We start from the raw sequence: 16,561 nt of genomic DNA on the forward strand, positions 1-16,561 counted from the left end.
ATACAAAAAAAAGCTCATTGAAACACATTTCAATGAGCTCTAGTCAAAATAAGTATATCTATCTTAATATCAGTTGTTTACAATCAGTTTTAAGGCATTTTACCAACTATTTTTGGCAATTAAATCTGTAACAATTTTATTTGATCAATATAATATCCTGGTTCAGTAGCTGTACCACCATTTCAAAGAAGCTTCGTAATTCTGTATATTCTGAGCTCATATAAATTACCTGATCTACTTCCAGTGAATATTCAATGGTTAATTTGGAGCCATTCATCTTGCTATTATACATAAATCTTGCTTTGTTTCCATTTAAAGCAAAGCTTCTCGATTGAGGTACTTTTTTAAGTTCCCAACCTTCGGGTATAGTATAATTGTAGCTGGCTTTTCTTAAAATTGGGGTGTAAATTGTAAGAGGGTTTTGCCTTTCTTTTTCAGGGAAAGGATTCACTTCATATTCGTTAAAAACGATAGGCTTGATACGCATATAGTTTTTTGCTATTGAATCAACAGGTCTTTTGAACTCTAAATATTCTTTAATGACTTTATTACCTTCAAACAAGTCATTTACTTCATGCTTTTTGATATCCCATTTGAGATTACTGAAAAGTGTCTCTATTAAATAATCATTGTAAGTTCTGTTACTACTTAAGAATCTTGTATCAAAGTTATAAACACTATATCCTTCCCTTTTCACTTCAAGTGTGCCACTTACCGTAGCAGTATCACTTATGGTAAAATCACCTACAGTCTGTTCCTTATCCTGGAAGTTAAACTCAAATGGAACAAATCCGGGGGCTGTTCTTGAGATTACCAGTCCACTGTTGTTTACACTGTTTGGCTCCAGCATATTAAATAACAGGTTTTTATCTGAGGCGTCAATAAAATAATTTTGACCATTTACTCTGACCATTGATACAAAATGATTGAATACTTCAAAATTCGGATACTCCGGATAAGTTGGCCTGTTGTCGATGGTACTTAAAGCAATCAGATAAGCATCAAAGCCTGCCTGATTGAGTATTTTTGTCAATAGCATATTGATTTGTTGTGCACTTCCACGTTTTGTTTTGTACACATCTTCCAATTCTGTACTTTCCTGGCTAATATCCTCAGTAAAATTATTTCTGATAAAATAAAAGAAGCTCTGTATATTTTTAAGAGGTGAGAACTCCTTATGATAGATTTGATTTATTCTATCTACTAAAATGTTAGACCTGGAGTACACTTGCTTAAAATATGGATCTCCTGCCCAGTTAAAAGCTAATTCTTCGTAGCTTTCAGGTAGCAAAAACTTTGTTTCTTCTCCGGGAAGAGTATATTCTGCCAAATGAAATTTGATTTTAGAAATGAAATAATCTCCACCCGGAATATCTTGTTCAGGAATAAAAGCTGGGATTGAATCCATTGTGTAAGTTTCCATAACCATTGAGCGCTCTTCTCCCATAACAGAATCCTTCACAAGAGATCTTTCTAAATTATCCAGGCCTCTTACGCCTTCAAGATTCTTATAGAACAACATGAATGAAGGGATTTTAGTAGAGTAGGTGGATTTCAAAACCGGAACCTCATTCTGAAAATACCAGTTATTGATTGCTTGCCACTCATTTATTTTTAACGTGTAGGTGTATTCTATAATACTACCTATTTTTACATTCGGTAGAGAAAAATAAGTTTCTACTATACCGCCTTCAATGGTATCAGATTTAATTTCACTGGCTTTAAGCTGAGTAGATATTACTTTATCCCCATCAAGGTTATAAACAATAGCATCAATGTTTATTAGTGAATCTTCTTTGTTATAGGGAATTCTTACATTTCCCCAGGATTTCCCTGATTCTTGGAGAATATTTACTCTGGTATTGTGGAGGAAAATTAATTCCATATTTTCATTATAATAGCTATAGCCACTATCACGTAGAATAACAGCATCCGCATTTTCAGTAAAAGCATCAGAAACCTGAAAATCTGTTTTATTTAATCTTGTAAAGCCGGTAGTGTCTTGTGCAAGTGCAGAAAGCGTAAATCCTATAAATAATAAAAATAAGGAGCTTTTTAGTTTTGTGGTTGTCATTGGTAGATTTCAGGTTATAAACTTACTATTCAGATACAAATTCATTTCTTTCTGCGACTATTTATGCAATTATTGTTCCAATCTTGTAAAAGAATTAAAATTAAGAATGAAATATTCTCATTCTTAGGTATAACTTCACAAGTAAAAGTCTTCTTAATTACTAGATAGTTAATATGTTATGAAAATAAACTTAATATCTTTTTTAAAAAAATAAAATTATAGAATATGTTGCAGATCACTTAAGCAACTTATTTCATGAGTAACGCTAGCCTGATGCCTTAGTTTTGATGGATTATAATATATATGGTCCATTCCAAAATTTCTTGCACCCAACATATCAGTTTGCAAATTGTCGCCAATCATGATACTTTCCTCTTTCCTTGCTTCCGCTTTGTCGATGGCAAATTTGAATATAGAAGCCATTGGTTTTTTGTAGCCGGCACTGTCGGAAGTGACTACTGTTTTGAAATAAGGTTTAAGCCTGGATTTGTCCAGTTTTAAATATTGTACATCATCAAACCCATTGGTAATGATATGTAAATGGTATTTCTCCTTTAAATAATCCAGCATTTCGAAAGTATAAGGCAAAACATGAGGCTTGGTTGGACACTGCATTAAGTATTCATCGGATAGCTTGTTGCACAAAACATTATCTTCAATTTGGTAATTGGCCAGTATTTTTAAAAATCTTTGGTCACGAATGGCACTGCGGGAAATTTTATTTTTATTAAAATCGCTCCAGAGCACTTGGTTTACTTTCTCAAAAGTTTGTGAAAACTCCAGTGCACTTGGAATTCCACGGTCTGTCAAACGATGCTTTTTTACCAGTTCTTCAAGCACTTCTGTGGAGTTTCTTTCATAATCCCATAAGGTATGATCCAAATCAAAAAAAATGTGTTGATATGACTTTATATAACCCATTTTCTATTATGTAGTTTGTTTAAAGCAAGTTCTCTGTTGGCGTACATCACTTTGAAAGTTTCTAAATCTTTTTGTAATAATTGATCCTTCTCCACAAATCTGAAGGATTGAGATAATAAGTCCTTCACTTCTTCTTTCACATTGTAAAAAACCCATTGATCTACTTTTCGCGAATTAAGCACTCCATTGTTTTTTAAATATAGCAAATGTCTGGATGTTTTAGCCTGCGTGAAATTAAGGATAAGTTCCAAATCAGAAATGCACATTTGTTGATTCTCATGTACTTGAAATAAAATTCTTAAACGAGAATCATCAGCCAGACATTTAAAAACCTGAACACTAAAATTGAGTGTAAAATTTTTAAGTCGCATGTTTTTAAAATTCCATCTTTTTGTAAAGATAATATAGCTAATTTTATTAGCTTCATATTATCAATAAGTATTTTGAATTATTTATGTACAAGATTCTCACGCCACGGGCAATATTTAAGGAACTATTACAATGGTAAATCGTTTAGAATCTTGCGTGTAAAGTGTTATATTTGCCCTAGAATGAATTTACTGAAATATATTATATCTGCTTTTTTGATTTTCTTGATGCCCTTTTTAGGCTTTTCGCAGGATGAAGGGAAATCCACTCAAGAAGTAATCCAATTCACAGGAGTTGTTTTGGACCAGGACAGTGCAGGAGTACCGGGGGTGCATATTTACACTCCGGTCTTTGGAAGGGGGACATCTACCAATTCATACGGATTCTTCTCTATGCCTGCTTTGGAAGGGGATAGCCTTATTATTAGTGCAGTTGGTTTTAAAAAAAGTAAGTATATTATTCCTCAGGTAAAAGGTCAAACGTTAAAAGTAATTTTTACATTAAAAGCTGACACTACTGTACTGAATGAAGTACAGGTTTATAATTTACCCCCAACTGCGGATGCTTTCAAAAAAGCGATTTTAGCTATGCAGCTACCTACTCAATACGATAATATCAATAAAAACATGGATCCGGCAGTTTTAAAAGAAATGTACATGAACCTACCTGCTGATGGCTCCATGAATCATCGTTGGTTTGTGCAACAGCAAGCCTATTATGACCGCACACGCAACTCTGTTCCTGTCAATCCTCTATTAAATCCAATGGCATGGGTTGAGCTATTTAGGTCAATCAAAAGAGGTGATTTCAACAATAACAATAACTAACTCATTTCATTTTCTTTACTCATCAAATCTGATTTCCAATTAGATTAATCAGCTAATATTTATATATTTAGTTTTCAGTTCAATAAACAGGGTTATGGAAAACTCAATTTTACAGTATTCCTAATAGACAAAAATGCTTTACAAACTTTCTTCTGTGGGAATAAGTTAGTGATGCCCATTGAGAATTAAATTCAGCAAGTGAAAAATATTTTATTCTTTTTAGTACTTGTATTATTTTCCAATCAAGTTTTAGCAAATGATTGGAATGATATCTTGAAAAATGGTTCAGGGAAAGTCACTATTTTCTATTTTCCATCAAAACCATTTGTTTACAAGGATGAATTTGGAAAGCTTAAAGGTATCGAGAAAGAAATATTGGATTCGTTTTTTCGATTTGTAGAGAAAAAACATCAGGTAAAGATTTTCCAGGATTGGATTGAAGTAAGTGCCTTTGAGGATTTGGTGGGTAATGTAATTAAAAGTGATGGCAATGCTTTTGGGGTTTCTAACCTTTCCCGCACTGATGAAAGAGCTGAATTAGTGGCATTTTCAAATGCTTATATGCCTGATGTAAGTGTATTGATTACTCATATTTCTGTCCCATTTCTCAAAGATGCAGATGTTCTGATGGAAAAAATTGATGGGTTTGAGGCTGCTACAATATCCAATACCACCTATGAGGCAGATCTTAAAAATCTTTCAAATATTTATGATCTAAATCTGGAATATATTGAAGCCGCTAGTGAAGAAAATATCATCGAGCTGGTAAGTAAAAACAAAAAAATTATTGGTTATATAGGGCTACCTTTTTATGTGATTGAAATAAATCAAGGACGCCAGGTAAAAAGGCAAGGTGTTTTTCAAGTGAAGAGAGACGGGTATAGATTTATTTACCAGCAGGATAAAGGTTGGGATAAACCTGTGAGAGATTATTTTGATAGTTATTTATACAAGGCAGAGGCAGATAAGATTATCAGGAAATATCTTGGAAATGACTATTCTGAACTAATTTGGTCATTGGCAGGGGATCAATCTATAGGAAATCAGAGAGATGAAATAAACTTCCTGACCAAAGAAAAAGAAATACAAAGTCAAAGTTTGTTGGCTTCCCAAAAAGAACAGGAGCTACAGCGTTTAATAATTATCTCCATCAGCTTGGGATTGATTTTTATCTTTTTAATCGTTCTATTGCTAATAAAAACCAATCGTATCAGAGCAAGGGATAATATGCTTCTTACTGAAAAAGGTAAGGAAATGGAAAAGCTTCTGAACCAACTGAATTCTCAGAAAGCTGAGATATCACACCAAAGGCAGCTTTTGCAAAAAAAGAATATTGAGCTTACCAACATCAATAAGCAAAAGGATGAGCTAATAGGAATAGTAGCTCACGATCTGAAGAGTCCTATTAATCAAATGAGCGGGTTAATAAACCTTTTGGGGTTTAAAAACGACACATGGGATGCGGATGAACTCATGATTTATCAAAAGCTGGAATCTTCTAATCAGCATTTGAAAGAACTGGTTGAGCGCATCCTTGACCTGGAAGCAATTGGTAAAAAATCCCTCAATTATGTGATGAATGAAGTTGATATGGCAGCTGTGATGAGGGATACTATTGAAGATTTTAAGGAAAAGGCTTTATTTAAGAATATCAGGCTTGAAAGTAAGGACTTAAAAGGTAATTTAACTATCCTGGCAGATCCTTTTTTTCTCCGACAGGTTTATGAAAACCTTTTGAGCAATGCCATCAAATTTTCACCTACCAATACAACCGTTTATATCGGATCTGATGAAATAGAAGGATACTATCATATTAACATCAGGGATGAGGGGCCCGGGATTTCAAAGCCGGATCAAAACAAGCTTTTCACCAAGTATCAAACCTTAAGTGCCAAACCAACAGGCGATGAATCTTCCACAGGACTTGGCTTGTCGATTGTAAAAAAATATGTGGAAGAAATGAATGGTAGTGTCTGGTGCGAGAGCGAGTTGGGTAAAGGAGCTAATTTTATTGTAGCATTTCCTCAAGCCTGAGCGCACATTATTTCTACATAAATCCTGCCTTGGTTTCATTTTATTGAATGCTATAGGATCTCCAGCACCTGATCTTTGCTAATTTTCATTAAATAAACTCTTTCAAATCTCCCAGCTAAAAATGTGGTACCTGTGACAGCAATACTTCCATCTTCAAAAACCAAAATATCAGCTAAAGTGAACGGATTCAAGGTGCCGATATAGTAAGTACTTAGTAAACTACCTGTTGTTGTATCGTAAAAGTATAACACTACCTGCCGACCTTCTGTTTCTGATGCAATAATTGTTATTTCTGCATTATAAGCAGCAATTTTGCTATTGGCTTTTTCAGATATTTCAGGAATATTCCTGTTGAAATAATTCACTGAGGAGGTAATGTCACTGGTAGACAGCGCCAGGTTGCCTGAAATAAAATGATCAGAAAATTGAAAGCCGATAAATGCGAAATTATTTCCTCCAATAGGTAATAAGCTTTTCATCCCTGCATTTAATCCCTGTCCTTGAATTACTCCCGTAGGATTTTCTCCAAACCCGGTAAAAACCAATGAAAGTGTATAGTTATAGAATCCATTAAAATAATAACTGCCATCAGGTGCTTGTCCACAAAAGAATGGCAGTCGATCACTTCTTTTGGTGAAATGGTTCACTACTGCAGTAAGTACATCATCACCAGGCCCAATAGAATACTGAGTATGTTTTATAATTGTACCATCAGGATCAATTTCTGATAAAACAGAAGCTTTGTCCTCCGGATTATAGCTTAATAAAATAATTCTGTTATCCCTGCTTTTGGCAGCTGCCAGCGGATAGGATGCAGATAAATTTAAGGCGGAAAAATTTACTTGTTCCCCTGATGATGAAATACTAGCGAGATAGGGCCTTAAGCTATTTCTATCCATACAAACGAAGTAATGGGTAGTTCCAATCTTGATTAACCCATTGGTGGGTGCTACAAAGTGATCTTCCAGTTGTGTTTCTCTCTTGAATTTACCCTGTAAATCAGCTACAATCAGGTTAATTCCGGAAAAAGCACTCACATCCAGGTTGCGCTTTGCGAGCATAAAAATATTGCTATCAGAGGCTCCTAAGCCTACTGGCTGATAGGAAACATTGTAGTTGTTGTCATCATAAATCTGAAGAAATGCAGATTCCGGGTCAAATTCCTCTTCTTTGCAAGAAGAGAAAATAACAACTAAGATTAAAATCAAGGAAAATTGTCTCATTATATTATAATGCTTTAAATTGACTATCGATATATCGAAGTGGGAAAACAAAGCTGATAGAGCCGGAATAATTTTGTAGGCTGTAATCATCCTGAACCTCTCCAAATGCTGAAAATTCACTTTCTTTGAACCTTTCACTCGAGTTTACAACTGATCGAAAACTATGTCGGTACTGTAAATCAAGAATGGTTCGAATATTCCAGAAATCAAAACTTACACCTGCTCCTCCCAATACCCCCCAGTTATTCATGAATTCTTCCGGATTATTGAGGTTAAGAGTGGCTCTGTCATACGATTGCGGGCTGCCTGAAGCATAATCTGTTTCGCGTATGTTAACTTCCTTATTGGAAGCAAATTTGAAACTGTAAAATGCTCCTGCCATCACAAAGGGCCTGACCTTGTGTTGTAAAATATCATACTTTACAGCCACTGGAAGGTCTATAAAAGTGATGGATTGATCCACTGCATAATTGGTTTCATATCTGTCAAATTCTGTTTCTCCTTCCCATTGCCTGTTGCTTTCATAACCTATGTTATGAATGTAAAAAGAGGGAAATGTAGCAATCGAAAAGCCTGCATGGTAGAAAGTAATATCCAAACCCATTTGAAATCCCGGGTTTTCAAAGTTTTTGTATTCCTTTTCCAATGATTCTTCTGAATAATTGATAGGGTTAAAGCCTGAATAGCGGGTGATTGGCTGTGCATTGGTGAAATTGATTCCTCCTCTGATTCCTAACCACCATTGGGTTTTCAGAAAATCCTCCGAAAGATTCCTTTTCTTTTTCTTTTTAAAGAATGTTTGACCTTCCGCTGAAGAAATGGAAAACATACCTATCAGGAGCAGGAATATAAAAGGTTTTGTTCTATTGAATAACAAGTTTCTTCGTTTCATGGATGTAGGATGATTCAATTTTTAAATAATACATACCTTGCTTAAGGAAATCAGTTGTTACTTTTATCTCCGTTTTGCCCTGGTTTAGTTGCTCTTTAATTGATTTAAGGACAGCACCTTTCTGGTCTAGTATTTCCACAGTGGCAGTACCTTTTGTATTGCTGTTTACATGAATATGGGTGAAATTTCTGGCTGGATTAGGATAAGGTGCGGATACATTATACCGCTCTGTCAACCACTCTTTATTACTTGTAATCTTATCTGAAATTATTTTAACCGTTGGTAGAGGGTTACCTGCCTCATCAGTGGCATTGAAAAAATCTTTGAAGAAAATATCCTGATTAATGACTGACTGCTCTACTCCAAACCAATCATGTAGAATGCCGGAATAAAGCTGACGGTAGTCAAACTGCATTTCAATATTATCCTTGCTCATATCAGGGTTAGTACCAAATACTCCTGCATTTACTTTATCTCCAAAAAGCATTACTGCACCACCTTTACCATGATCCGTTCCATAACTTCCATTGGAAGGTATACGTCTGCCAAATTCTGACATGGTGATTGTCAATACTTTTTCTGAAATGCCCCTATTCTTCAGGTCTTGTTGGAAAGCTTTGAGTGCAGCTGAAATATGATACATTTTTGTGGCATGAATGCCCATAGTCGTATTAGCCGTTTCTACTTGCGAGGCATGGGAATCGAAGCCGCCAATCTTCACTAAAAATACTTTTGTTTTAATGCCACCACCTAAAAGTTTGCCCACCAGTTTTAACTGACCACTTAGCGGGTTCCTTAAACTTCCTGAAGGGGCATTAAAAGGGTAAATTTCCGGATATGCTACATTGGAATCTGCTGAGGCCAAATATATTTCCTGAAGCCTTTTTATGTATGTTTCCGATTTGTCTTCCAAACCTAATATCCAATCCATCTCCTTTTTATAGGCAGATCCATTAAGAAATTCCGGAGGCAATCCTCTAGGATCTACTCCCTGATCTGCAAATCCTTCCAGATTTTCAATCTGATCAAGCAGCTGTCCAGGACTATTACCCAGAGAAATAGAGGTAGGAATATTTCCTTCCTGATGAAATAGAAGGGAAGAATCGTTCCCCATTTCCAGAGCCAATGGATCAGGCATGGCAGTATTCGGGAAATCATCAGGATAGGCTGAGGGAGCATAAGCCTGGTTAAGGTATCGTCCAATCCACCCTGAAGAAAAATAATCATCATAGTCGCCACCCATAAACCAAATATCCCGGCCCCTGAAATGAGATCCATTATTTTTCGGATAGGATACTCCCTGATAAACAGCGGCTTTCCCCTGATCATACATAGCTTTGAAATCCGTCATGTCAGGATGTAGTCCAACCTGATCTTTGAGATCCAATGTACTGTCTAAAGGAATTAATGTACGATTTCCACTTTTATATGGAATAGCAATATTGGCCCTTCTGCTATAATATTGATCATAGGCATCAATAGGTATGAAAGTATTCATACTATCATTGCCCCCATGCATTTGTAAAATCACCAATACATTATCATTGGTACTTTTGTGCAGAAGATTCTTGAATGGCTCATGCGAGGCCAATACTTGGATAGGTATACCTGAAAGTGCGAAAGGCATTCCGGCAGCAAAACCCAATTTTTTAAGGAATTTTCGTCTTTGCATAACTACATTAATTGATATTCAGGTGATTGAAGTACAGCGTTAAATAAGTCCTGCAATTGTCTGCTGACAGTTTCCCTATCCACCCCATTAGTCCAGCGGAATGTCCAGGTGCTTTCAGGATCTTCATCAATGTCAAAACTCAATAAAAAAGCATTGAGAAAATAATTCAACCTCTCTTCAGATAATTCGCTTGTTGTATTATCGAAAGCAATGTTGGCAGATACGGCAAGGAAATGTTTACAAACTTCTTCTACTAAATCTCTGGCATTGGCAGCTAAATCAAAATCAATATTTTTTTCAACATATTCAATAGGGCTCATTACTGTAATTGGATTATTGTCCATCATGCCCGAACTCACACTTTGAATGTAAGCATACCTTTGAGTGAGATAGGAGGTTGTAATCCATCCCCTGTAGTAAATTGGAAATTGATGATAGGCAGGATAGCCGGCTACTTCATAGGGTTCATAATAATTAAGTCCCATATCACTTATTTTATTCATCATAAAACCAGTAATCTCATAAAACTCATCCGCATTCTGTAAGAAATCAGGAAGCTCTATTTCGAATTTTCTGGCATGGCCAACTACTAAATCAATTGGAGATTTTATAATACTACCATATGCATCATCTTCTATTCCACTATTACCTTCATAAAATTCCAGACTGCTGAAGAATGCTTCCAGGACAGCTTGGATGCTAAAGTTTGAATCTGTAAATATTTGTGCAAGGTCTGTAATGATTCCATTTTGTCTGGCTTCATCTATCTCATGATATCCGAAAAAGCGATAGATTTTCCTGCAGATATGCTTTGCCGTTTCTTCCTGGCCATAAATAGCATCAATAAATTGTGTTATTTCATCAATTGCACTTTCTCTTGTAGGTTCACCATTGATCAATAGTTCGGCATTTGGCTCGATAACTATACTACCCAATCGGTTACTAAGCTGTTTGGGTAAATTATCATGCTGTGAGGCAATGGTCCCGTTTCCTTTGATTTTCCCGGAGGGGAGTTCTGTATCAGGATCAATAGTAGAGAAATCATTGTCAACATCGAATCCTGAAAGCACTTTTGCCCCTGCTTGTACGTCCTGTTCAGTAAAAGTACCATAATCTCCTTCTGTCCCGGTATTGTCATTGGCTCCTTCAAGCCCCCTGCCAGCACTGTACAACTCCAGGAGCTCTCTGGCATAGTTCTCGTTGGGACTTCCTTTTACGTTGAGCCTTCCATCCAGAAAAACAAGCATAGCATTGTCTACACTGATTTTAACTGTCAGTGATTTAAAATTTAATCCATCAGGAAGAAACCCATCAAAGGCAAATTTTCTAAAAAGCTGGTTTTGAAAATAGAGCGCGCGACTATTGTTAACAACCGATCGCTTGGTTGTGAAATGTGTATGGAAAAACAATACTAACTTTTCGCGGAATATATAAGCAAGTTTATCCTGTTCTGCCGATAGTCCTCCAAAGAACTGGCCCAGGTGCCAACGAATGAAATAATTCTCCAATTCAAAGTTTTCGCTATTGGCGTCTGTTGTTCCTGTGCTCATCCATTCTGTTCCGGTGTTTGGATCAATAGGAGGTAATGGTAGCTCTAAACCATCTTTGAAAAGTTGAGCTAATGCTTGTGTAGGAGTGAGGGAGGCAAAAGCATCAATAGTGGATTGATTAGCCCCAAAGACAGTTCTTCTTAATAAATGGGCCGCTCTGTAGTGACCTAAATTTTCATTTAAAGGAGTTAATGCCATGCTGATTTTAAACTTTATTGCTTTCAAAAGTAATTATTTTTTGTAAATCTTTCCTATTTGTCGTGTTAAATTTAAGTTTGATCGATATTAAAGTGCGGTTGATGTTGTTTAGAAGATTAAGTATTTCTTTGTAAATGGTTTTATCCTTTTAATGAATTGTAGTTTTGATTGTCAAAAATAAATTCTAATTTTTCATATTGAGAGAAACCTAATTGTATAACTTTGGTATATGAAAAAATCAATATTCGTAATAGTTTCGTTAATGCTACTTTCCGCCTGTAATTCCGGAGAGAATATGAAAACTATATATTTTGTACGTCATGCTGAAAAGGAAAACTCAATAAATGATAACCCGTCATTGGCTGTAGAGGGAGTTATACGTTCGGTTGATCTGGCATCGTGGTTTAAAAATATAAAGGTGGATACAGTTTTTAGCTCAGATTATCTACGAACTATTGAGACAGCTAAACCTTTACTTGATGCAAAAAATCTTGAATTGGGAAAGTATAATCCTTCAGACTATGAGGGTTTTGCGAAAATTCTTCAGGAAATATCAGCGGATACTATTGTGGTGATTGGCCATTCCAATACTATATTAGAGCAGATTGAGGTCCTTGGTGCCGAGAAACCTCAGGGGGAGATTGCCGAATCGGAATATGACAAGATATTTGAATTGAGGCTCCCTGTGAGGGAAGTGAAAGTGCATCAATATGGAAGTAAATCCCAGTAACTAATTTAGCTTTATATATGTGGGTTTTATAGTGGGAAACCCCACTGCTATCTAAACTTGGTAGAATATATCCTTCTTCCTTAAACAATTTAAGCGTCCCTGTCTTTTACACTTATGCATTTGAAAATCAACACTAAAGTGAAGAGCAATTATATGGATGTTAAAAAAGGGTTTAACAAGGAACTATTTCTAAAGTTAAATCCTCCTTTTCCTCCTGTAGAATTAAAAGAATTTGGAGGATGTGAAAAAGGGGATAAGGTACACCTTGTTCTTAATTTTATTTTTTTTAAACAACATTGGATAAGTGATATTACTTATGATCATACAGATGATCAGCTTTTCGAATTTATTGATGAAGGTGTTCGACTGCCATTCTTTCTTAAATATTGGAAGCATCACCATGTGGTAAGGAGTGACAAAGATGGCGGGGCAACTATAGTGGATGACATCACTTTTAAATCACCTTTTTTGCTAATGGATTATTTACTATACCCATTACTTTGGGGGCAGTTTATCTATCGCAAGCCCATTTACAGGAAATTTTTTCAGGAGAGGCATGGATTTTAGGTAAAAAAAATAGTCCCGGATTTCTCAGGGACTATTTCAAATTGAATGTTATATGAAAAAATTAGTTTTTGTTTTCATCTGAATCCCCTCCTGATTTATCGGAGTTATCAGCAACAGTTTCTTCCTCTTTTTCCTCATCTTTATTTTCATCAACCTGTTCGGATTTCACATCCGCTTCAGCAATAGACTGTTTGCCATTGGTGAAAGCTTCATAAGTTGTTTGCTCTTCAAAAGGGCGCTTTCCAATTAACCTTTCCAAATCAGATTGAAATAGGATCTCTTTTTCAAGGAGTTGTTCGGCTAATATGCCCAATTCTTTTTTCTTGTCAGTAAGCAATTTCAATGTCCGGTCATAAACATTATCAATAAGTGCTCTTACTTCTTCATCAATTGTTTGAGCTGTAGCTTCTGAATAGGGTTTGGTGAATTTATAATCACCACCATCTTTAGAGTCATAATAAGAAACATTTCCTATTTTCTCATTCATACCATAAACACTTACAATACTATAAGCCATTTTGGTAATTCTTTCCAGGTCACTTAATGCACCGGTAGAAATTTTTCCGAACGTAATTTGTTCGGCAGCTCTTCCTCCAAGCGCCATACACATATCGTCCATTAACTGCTCCGTCTGATACAAAAACTGTTCTTTTGGAAGATACTGAGCATATCCTAATGCTGCTACTCCTCGTGGAACAATACTTACTTTTACCAAAGGATCGGCATGCTCAAGGAACCAGCCTGCAACCGCATGTCCTGCTTCGTGGTAAGCAACTATTTTCTTCTCGTTAGGAGAAATTAATTTATTTTTCTTTTCAAGACCGCCAATAACCCTATCAATAGCATCATGGAAATCCTGCATTTCAATAGCCTTTTTGTTTTTTCTGGCAGCAATTAATGCGGCTTCATTACAAACATTAGCAATTTCAGCACCGGCAAAGCCTGGAGTTTGAGCTGCTAATTTTCTTGAATCCACATTCTTTTCATCCACCTTTAGAGGTTTCAAATGTACTTTGAAAATGGCTTCTCTTCCTACTATATCCGGCTTATCTATGCTTATTTGTCTATCGAACCTGCCCGGACGCATTAAAGCAGAATCTAAAACATCAGGTCTGTTGGTTGCGGCTAAAATGATTACTCCGGAATCGGTGGAGAAACCATCCATTTCAACCAAAAGAGAGTTCAATGTATTTTCTCTTTCATCATTGGAGCCTGGCATTCTGCCATTTCCCCTTGAACGGCCAATAGCATCAATTTCATCTATGAATACAATACAAGGAGCTTTTTCCTTTGCTTGCTTAAATAAATCCCTTACTCTGGCGGCACCTACTCCCACAAACATCTCAACAAAGTCAGAACCTGATAAAGAGAAAAATGGTACGCCTGCTTCACCGGCTACGGCTTTGGCCAATAATGTTTTACCAGTTCCCGGAGGGCCCACTAGCAATGCGCCTTTAGGTATTTTACCACCTAATGTAGTAAATTTGGAAGGAGTTTTTAAGAATTCAACTATTTCTGCTACTTCTTCTTTGGCTTCGTCCAATCCTGCCACATCTTTAAAAGTGATCTTGACTTTATTTTCAGCATCAAATAAGGCAGCTTTTGACTTGCCTATATTGAATATCTGACCTCCAGGGCCACCTTGTCCTGACATGCGCCTCATTAAAAACCAAACTCCAAAAAGCAGGAATATTAAAAAGCCGTAACTCCAGAACATATCTGTCCAGGAAGTTCTTTCTTCTACTTCATAGCCAATTCTTTCTGAATCAGGTACCTGAGCTTCAAGCTCCGAAAAATTCTTGTTGAAAATTTCCAAACTTGGTACCTCAAAGGTATAGTGAGGCCCTTTTTCATAACTCCAGGGGTTTCCGCTGTTTTCTAATTCCTGTATATACTTAGAATTCTGAAGTGCTTCCTCTTTTAAGAAAACTTCAACTACTCCCTGATTTTTAAGTAAGACCACTTTTTTGACGTCATTACTTAAATACATTCTCTCAAATCTTTTTTCCGATATTTTAATGGCACTGCTTCCGCCACTGAATAAGGAAATTCCGAATACCACAGATATCAATGCAATGATAACCCAAACTTGATAATTGGGCTTTTGAGGTGGCTTAGGTATGATTTTTTTTCTTTTGTCTTTATTATTTGGTGTTTCTGCCATTATTCTTTGTTACTGTTTCAATTAGCTTGGATGCTTAACGGAAGCATAAAGCAATATGTTCTTATTAAATTTTTACACGTTTTCTATTTCTATAATCTTAGCATCGCCCCACAAACTTTCCAGATTGTAATGTGCTCTTTTATCCGTTTTAAAAATATGGGCTACCACTGTTACGAAGTCAAGCAATATCCATTCCTTATTATTTTTACCTTCTTTCTGCCAAGTGTTTTCTTTGGCTTGTTTATAGACAAATGCTTCCACTGAATCAGAAATCGCATCTACTTGTGTATCTGAGCTGGCCGAACATAATACAAAATAATCGGCAACAGCATTTTTCACTTGAGAAAGGTCTAAAATAGTGACGTCATTTGCTTTCTTCTCTTGCATTCCCTGCACTACTATTTTGCTTAAAGCTTCTGAGTTCATTAAATATTTTTTGGTTTCAAAACTTACTTGTTAATTTGCTGTAAATCTACGAAATAATATTGCATAAAATCTTTGCCAATACCTTATTTATAGGGAAACAACTGATTTCCCTGCCAAGCTGTCATTCTACTAATGAATTTCTAGCGGAATTGGCAGTGAAAGACACACTTTTTGAGGGTGCCGTTGTGATTACTGAAAATCAAACCAAAGGCAAAGGCCAAAGGGGAAATAGTTGGTATAGTGAACCAGGAAAGAATCTAACTTTCTCAGTTTACCTCAGACCCAAATTCTTAAAACCCTCACAACAATTTGATTTAAACAGAATTGTTTCACTCGCCCTATACGATTTGCTCAAAAAAATGTGCCCAATGGCAAAGGTGTATATTAAATGGCCCAATGATTTATATGTGAACAAAAAGAAAATTACAGGCATTCTAATTGAGAACAACATCAATCAGCATAGTATAATTCAAAGTATAGTTGGAATAGGCTTGAATGTGAATCAAACTGACAAATTATTGGAAACAGCCACCTCAATAAAAGAAATATCAAATGTGGAGTATGAGTTAAACAAAGTTTTATCTGATGTTATCATGGCAATTGAGCATTATTATTTAATGCTTCGAAGTAATGATGCCCGCTTAATACGTCAACTCTACGAAGAAAAACTTTATAAAAAAGATGTTGTGGCATATTATGAAGATAAAAATGGTAAGTTCAATGGAGTAATTAGAGGCACTGAGGCAGATGGAGTCCTGAAAATTGAGGATGAATCAGGGGCTTTAAGAAGGTATCAATTCAAGGAAATACATTTTTTATTATAGAATATCCCACACTTTTAACAGTATTAAATAATCCTAAACTTTCTATTATAAAACTAATGTGGTAATTTTGTGTTCTTATTATTTAGAAAA

14 protein-coding genes are annotated in these 16,561 nt (G+C 35.8%); 5 read left to right on the forward strand and 9 right to left on the reverse strand.

The window, feature by feature from the left end; genetic code table 11:
* Positions 1-136: 136 nt before the first annotated feature.
* From JKA74_RS19140 to JKA74_RS19150, 3 genes are all read right to left on the reverse strand, one after another.
* Positions 137-2,074, reverse strand: coding sequence for a DUF3857 domain-containing protein (locus tag JKA74_RS19140; RefSeq protein ID WP_201432858.1), 1,938 nt, complete (start codon positions 2,072-2,074; stop codon positions 137-139).
* A gap of 216 nt (positions 2,075-2,290) precedes the next feature.
* A complete protein-coding gene (locus JKA74_RS19145; RefSeq protein ID WP_201432859.1) occupies positions 2,291-2,995 on the reverse strand; it encodes a YjjG family noncanonical pyrimidine nucleotidase in 705 nt (234 codons plus the stop codon).
* Complete coding sequence (locus JKA74_RS19150; RefSeq protein WP_201432860.1) at positions 2,983-3,366, reverse strand: ArsR/SmtB family transcription factor; 384 nt, start codon at positions 3,364-3,366, stop codon at positions 2,983-2,985. Before JKA74_RS19150 ends, JKA74_RS19145 begins: the two co-directional genes overlap by 13 nt.
* A gap of 180 nt (positions 3,367-3,546) precedes the next feature.
* On the opposite strand from JKA74_RS19150, the gene JKA74_RS19155 reads away from it, so the two are divergent.
* Both JKA74_RS19155 and JKA74_RS19160 read left to right on the forward strand, forming a co-directional pair.
* Positions 3,547-4,191, forward strand: a complete 645-nt coding sequence (locus tag JKA74_RS19155; protein ID WP_201432861.1) for a carboxypeptidase-like regulatory domain-containing protein — start codon at positions 3,547-3,549, stop codon at positions 4,189-4,191.
* A 198-nt stretch (positions 4,192-4,389) separates the two neighbouring features.
* Positions 4,390-6,225, forward strand: a complete 1,836-nt coding sequence (locus JKA74_RS19160) for an ATP-binding protein (protein ID WP_201432862.1) — start codon at positions 4,390-4,392, stop codon at positions 6,223-6,225.
* Between the two features lie 50 nt (positions 6,226-6,275).
* Here the strand turns inward: JKA74_RS19160 and JKA74_RS19165 are convergent, their stop codons facing one another.
* Genes JKA74_RS19165 through JKA74_RS19180 form a run of 4 tightly spaced genes read right to left on the reverse strand, consistent with a single transcriptional unit; the run spans position 6,276 to position 11,787 of the window.
* Complete coding sequence (locus JKA74_RS19165; protein WP_201432863.1) at positions 6,276-7,448, reverse strand: hypothetical protein; 1,173 nt, start codon at positions 7,446-7,448, stop codon at positions 6,276-6,278.
* A 4-nt stretch (positions 7,449-7,452) separates the two neighbouring features.
* Entirely contained in the window at positions 7,453-8,340 is an 888-nt protein-coding gene (locus JKA74_RS19170) for an outer membrane beta-barrel protein (RefSeq protein WP_201432864.1), read from the reverse strand.
* On the reverse strand, positions 8,312-10,012 hold the full coding sequence (locus JKA74_RS19175; protein WP_201432865.1) for a DUF1501 domain-containing protein: 1,701 nt from the start codon (positions 10,010-10,012) through the stop codon (positions 8,312-8,314). The genes JKA74_RS19170 and JKA74_RS19175 overlap by 29 nt, the downstream gene beginning before the upstream one ends.
* Before the next feature lie 2 nt (positions 10,013-10,014).
* Complete coding sequence (locus JKA74_RS19180) at positions 10,015-11,787, reverse strand: DUF1800 domain-containing protein (protein WP_201432866.1); 1,773 nt, start codon at positions 11,785-11,787, stop codon at positions 10,015-10,017.
* 202 nt (positions 11,788-11,989) lie between these two features.
* Between JKA74_RS19180 and JKA74_RS19185 the strand changes: the two genes are divergently transcribed.
* Positions 11,990-12,490, forward strand: coding sequence for a histidine phosphatase family protein (locus tag JKA74_RS19185; protein WP_201432867.1), 501 nt, complete (start codon positions 11,990-11,992; stop codon positions 12,488-12,490).
* A gap of 114 nt (positions 12,491-12,604) precedes the next feature.
* Positions 12,605-13,057 (forward strand): SRPBCC family protein, encoded by a 453-nt coding sequence (locus tag JKA74_RS19190; protein WP_201432868.1) that lies wholly within the window; start codon positions 12,605-12,607, stop codon positions 13,055-13,057.
* 61 nt (positions 13,058-13,118) lie between these two features.
* On the opposite strand, the gene ftsH is transcribed toward JKA74_RS19190, so the two are convergent.
* On the reverse strand, positions 13,119-15,221 hold the full coding sequence (ftsH, locus tag JKA74_RS19195; RefSeq protein WP_201432869.1) for an ATP-dependent zinc metalloprotease FtsH: 2,103 nt from the start codon (positions 15,219-15,221) through the stop codon (positions 13,119-13,121).
* 72 nt (positions 15,222-15,293) lie between these two features.
* Positions 15,294-15,647 carry a ribosome silencing factor gene (rsfS, locus tag JKA74_RS19200; RefSeq protein WP_201432870.1) on the reverse strand — a complete coding sequence of 118 codons (354 nt, stop codon included), beginning with the start codon at positions 15,645-15,647 and terminating at the stop codon, positions 15,294-15,296.
* Positions 15,648-15,706: 59 nt separating this feature from the next.
* On the opposite strand from rsfS, the gene JKA74_RS19205 reads away from it, so the two are divergent.
* Complete coding sequence (locus tag JKA74_RS19205) at positions 15,707-16,471, forward strand: biotin--[acetyl-CoA-carboxylase] ligase (RefSeq protein WP_201432871.1); 765 nt, start codon at positions 15,707-15,709, stop codon at positions 16,469-16,471.
* The last annotated feature ends 90 nt before the right edge of the window (positions 16,472-16,561 follow it).

It is taken from the genome of Marivirga aurantiaca, assembly GCF_016679925.1.
Lineage (GTDB): Bacteria > Bacteroidota > Bacteroidia > Cytophagales > Cyclobacteriaceae > Marivirga > Marivirga aurantiaca.

Excerpts from the sequence above, each read along its gene's own strand:
- JKA74_RS19155 (WP_201432861.1), top strand. The coding sequence starts at position 3,547 with ATGAATTTACTGAAATATATTATATCTGCTTTTTTGATTTTCTTGATG.
- JKA74_RS19170 (WP_201432864.1), bottom strand. The coding sequence starts at position 8,340 with ATGAAACGAAGAAACTTGTTATTCAATAGAACAAAACCTTTTATATTC.
- JKA74_RS19145 (WP_201432859.1), bottom strand. The coding sequence starts at position 2,995 with ATGGGTTATATAAAGTCATATCAACACATTTTTTTTGATTTGGATCAT.
- JKA74_RS19140 (WP_201432858.1), bottom strand. The coding sequence starts at position 2,074 with ATGACAACCACAAAACTAAAAAGCTCCTTATTTTTATTATTTATAGGA.
- JKA74_RS19150 (WP_201432860.1), bottom strand. The coding sequence starts at position 3,366 with ATGCGACTTAAAAATTTTACACTCAATTTTAGTGTTCAGGTTTTTAAA.
- ftsH (WP_201432869.1), bottom strand. The coding sequence starts at position 15,221 with ATGGCAGAAACACCAAATAATAAAGACAAAAGAAAAAAAATCATACCT.
- JKA74_RS19190 (WP_201432868.1), top strand. The coding sequence starts at position 12,605 with ATGCATTTGAAAATCAACACTAAAGTGAAGAGCAATTATATGGATGTT.
- JKA74_RS19175 (WP_201432865.1), bottom strand. The coding sequence starts at position 10,012 with ATGCAAAGACGAAAATTCCTTAAAAAATTGGGTTTTGCTGCCGGAATG.
- rsfS (WP_201432870.1), bottom strand. The coding sequence starts at position 15,647 with ATGAACTCAGAAGCTTTAAGCAAAATAGTAGTGCAGGGAATGCAAGAG.
- JKA74_RS19165 (WP_201432863.1), bottom strand. The coding sequence starts at position 7,448 with ATGAGACAATTTTCCTTGATTTTAATCTTAGTTGTTATTTTCTCTTCT.
- JKA74_RS19185 (WP_201432867.1), top strand. The coding sequence starts at position 11,990 with ATGAAAAAATCAATATTCGTAATAGTTTCGTTAATGCTACTTTCCGCC.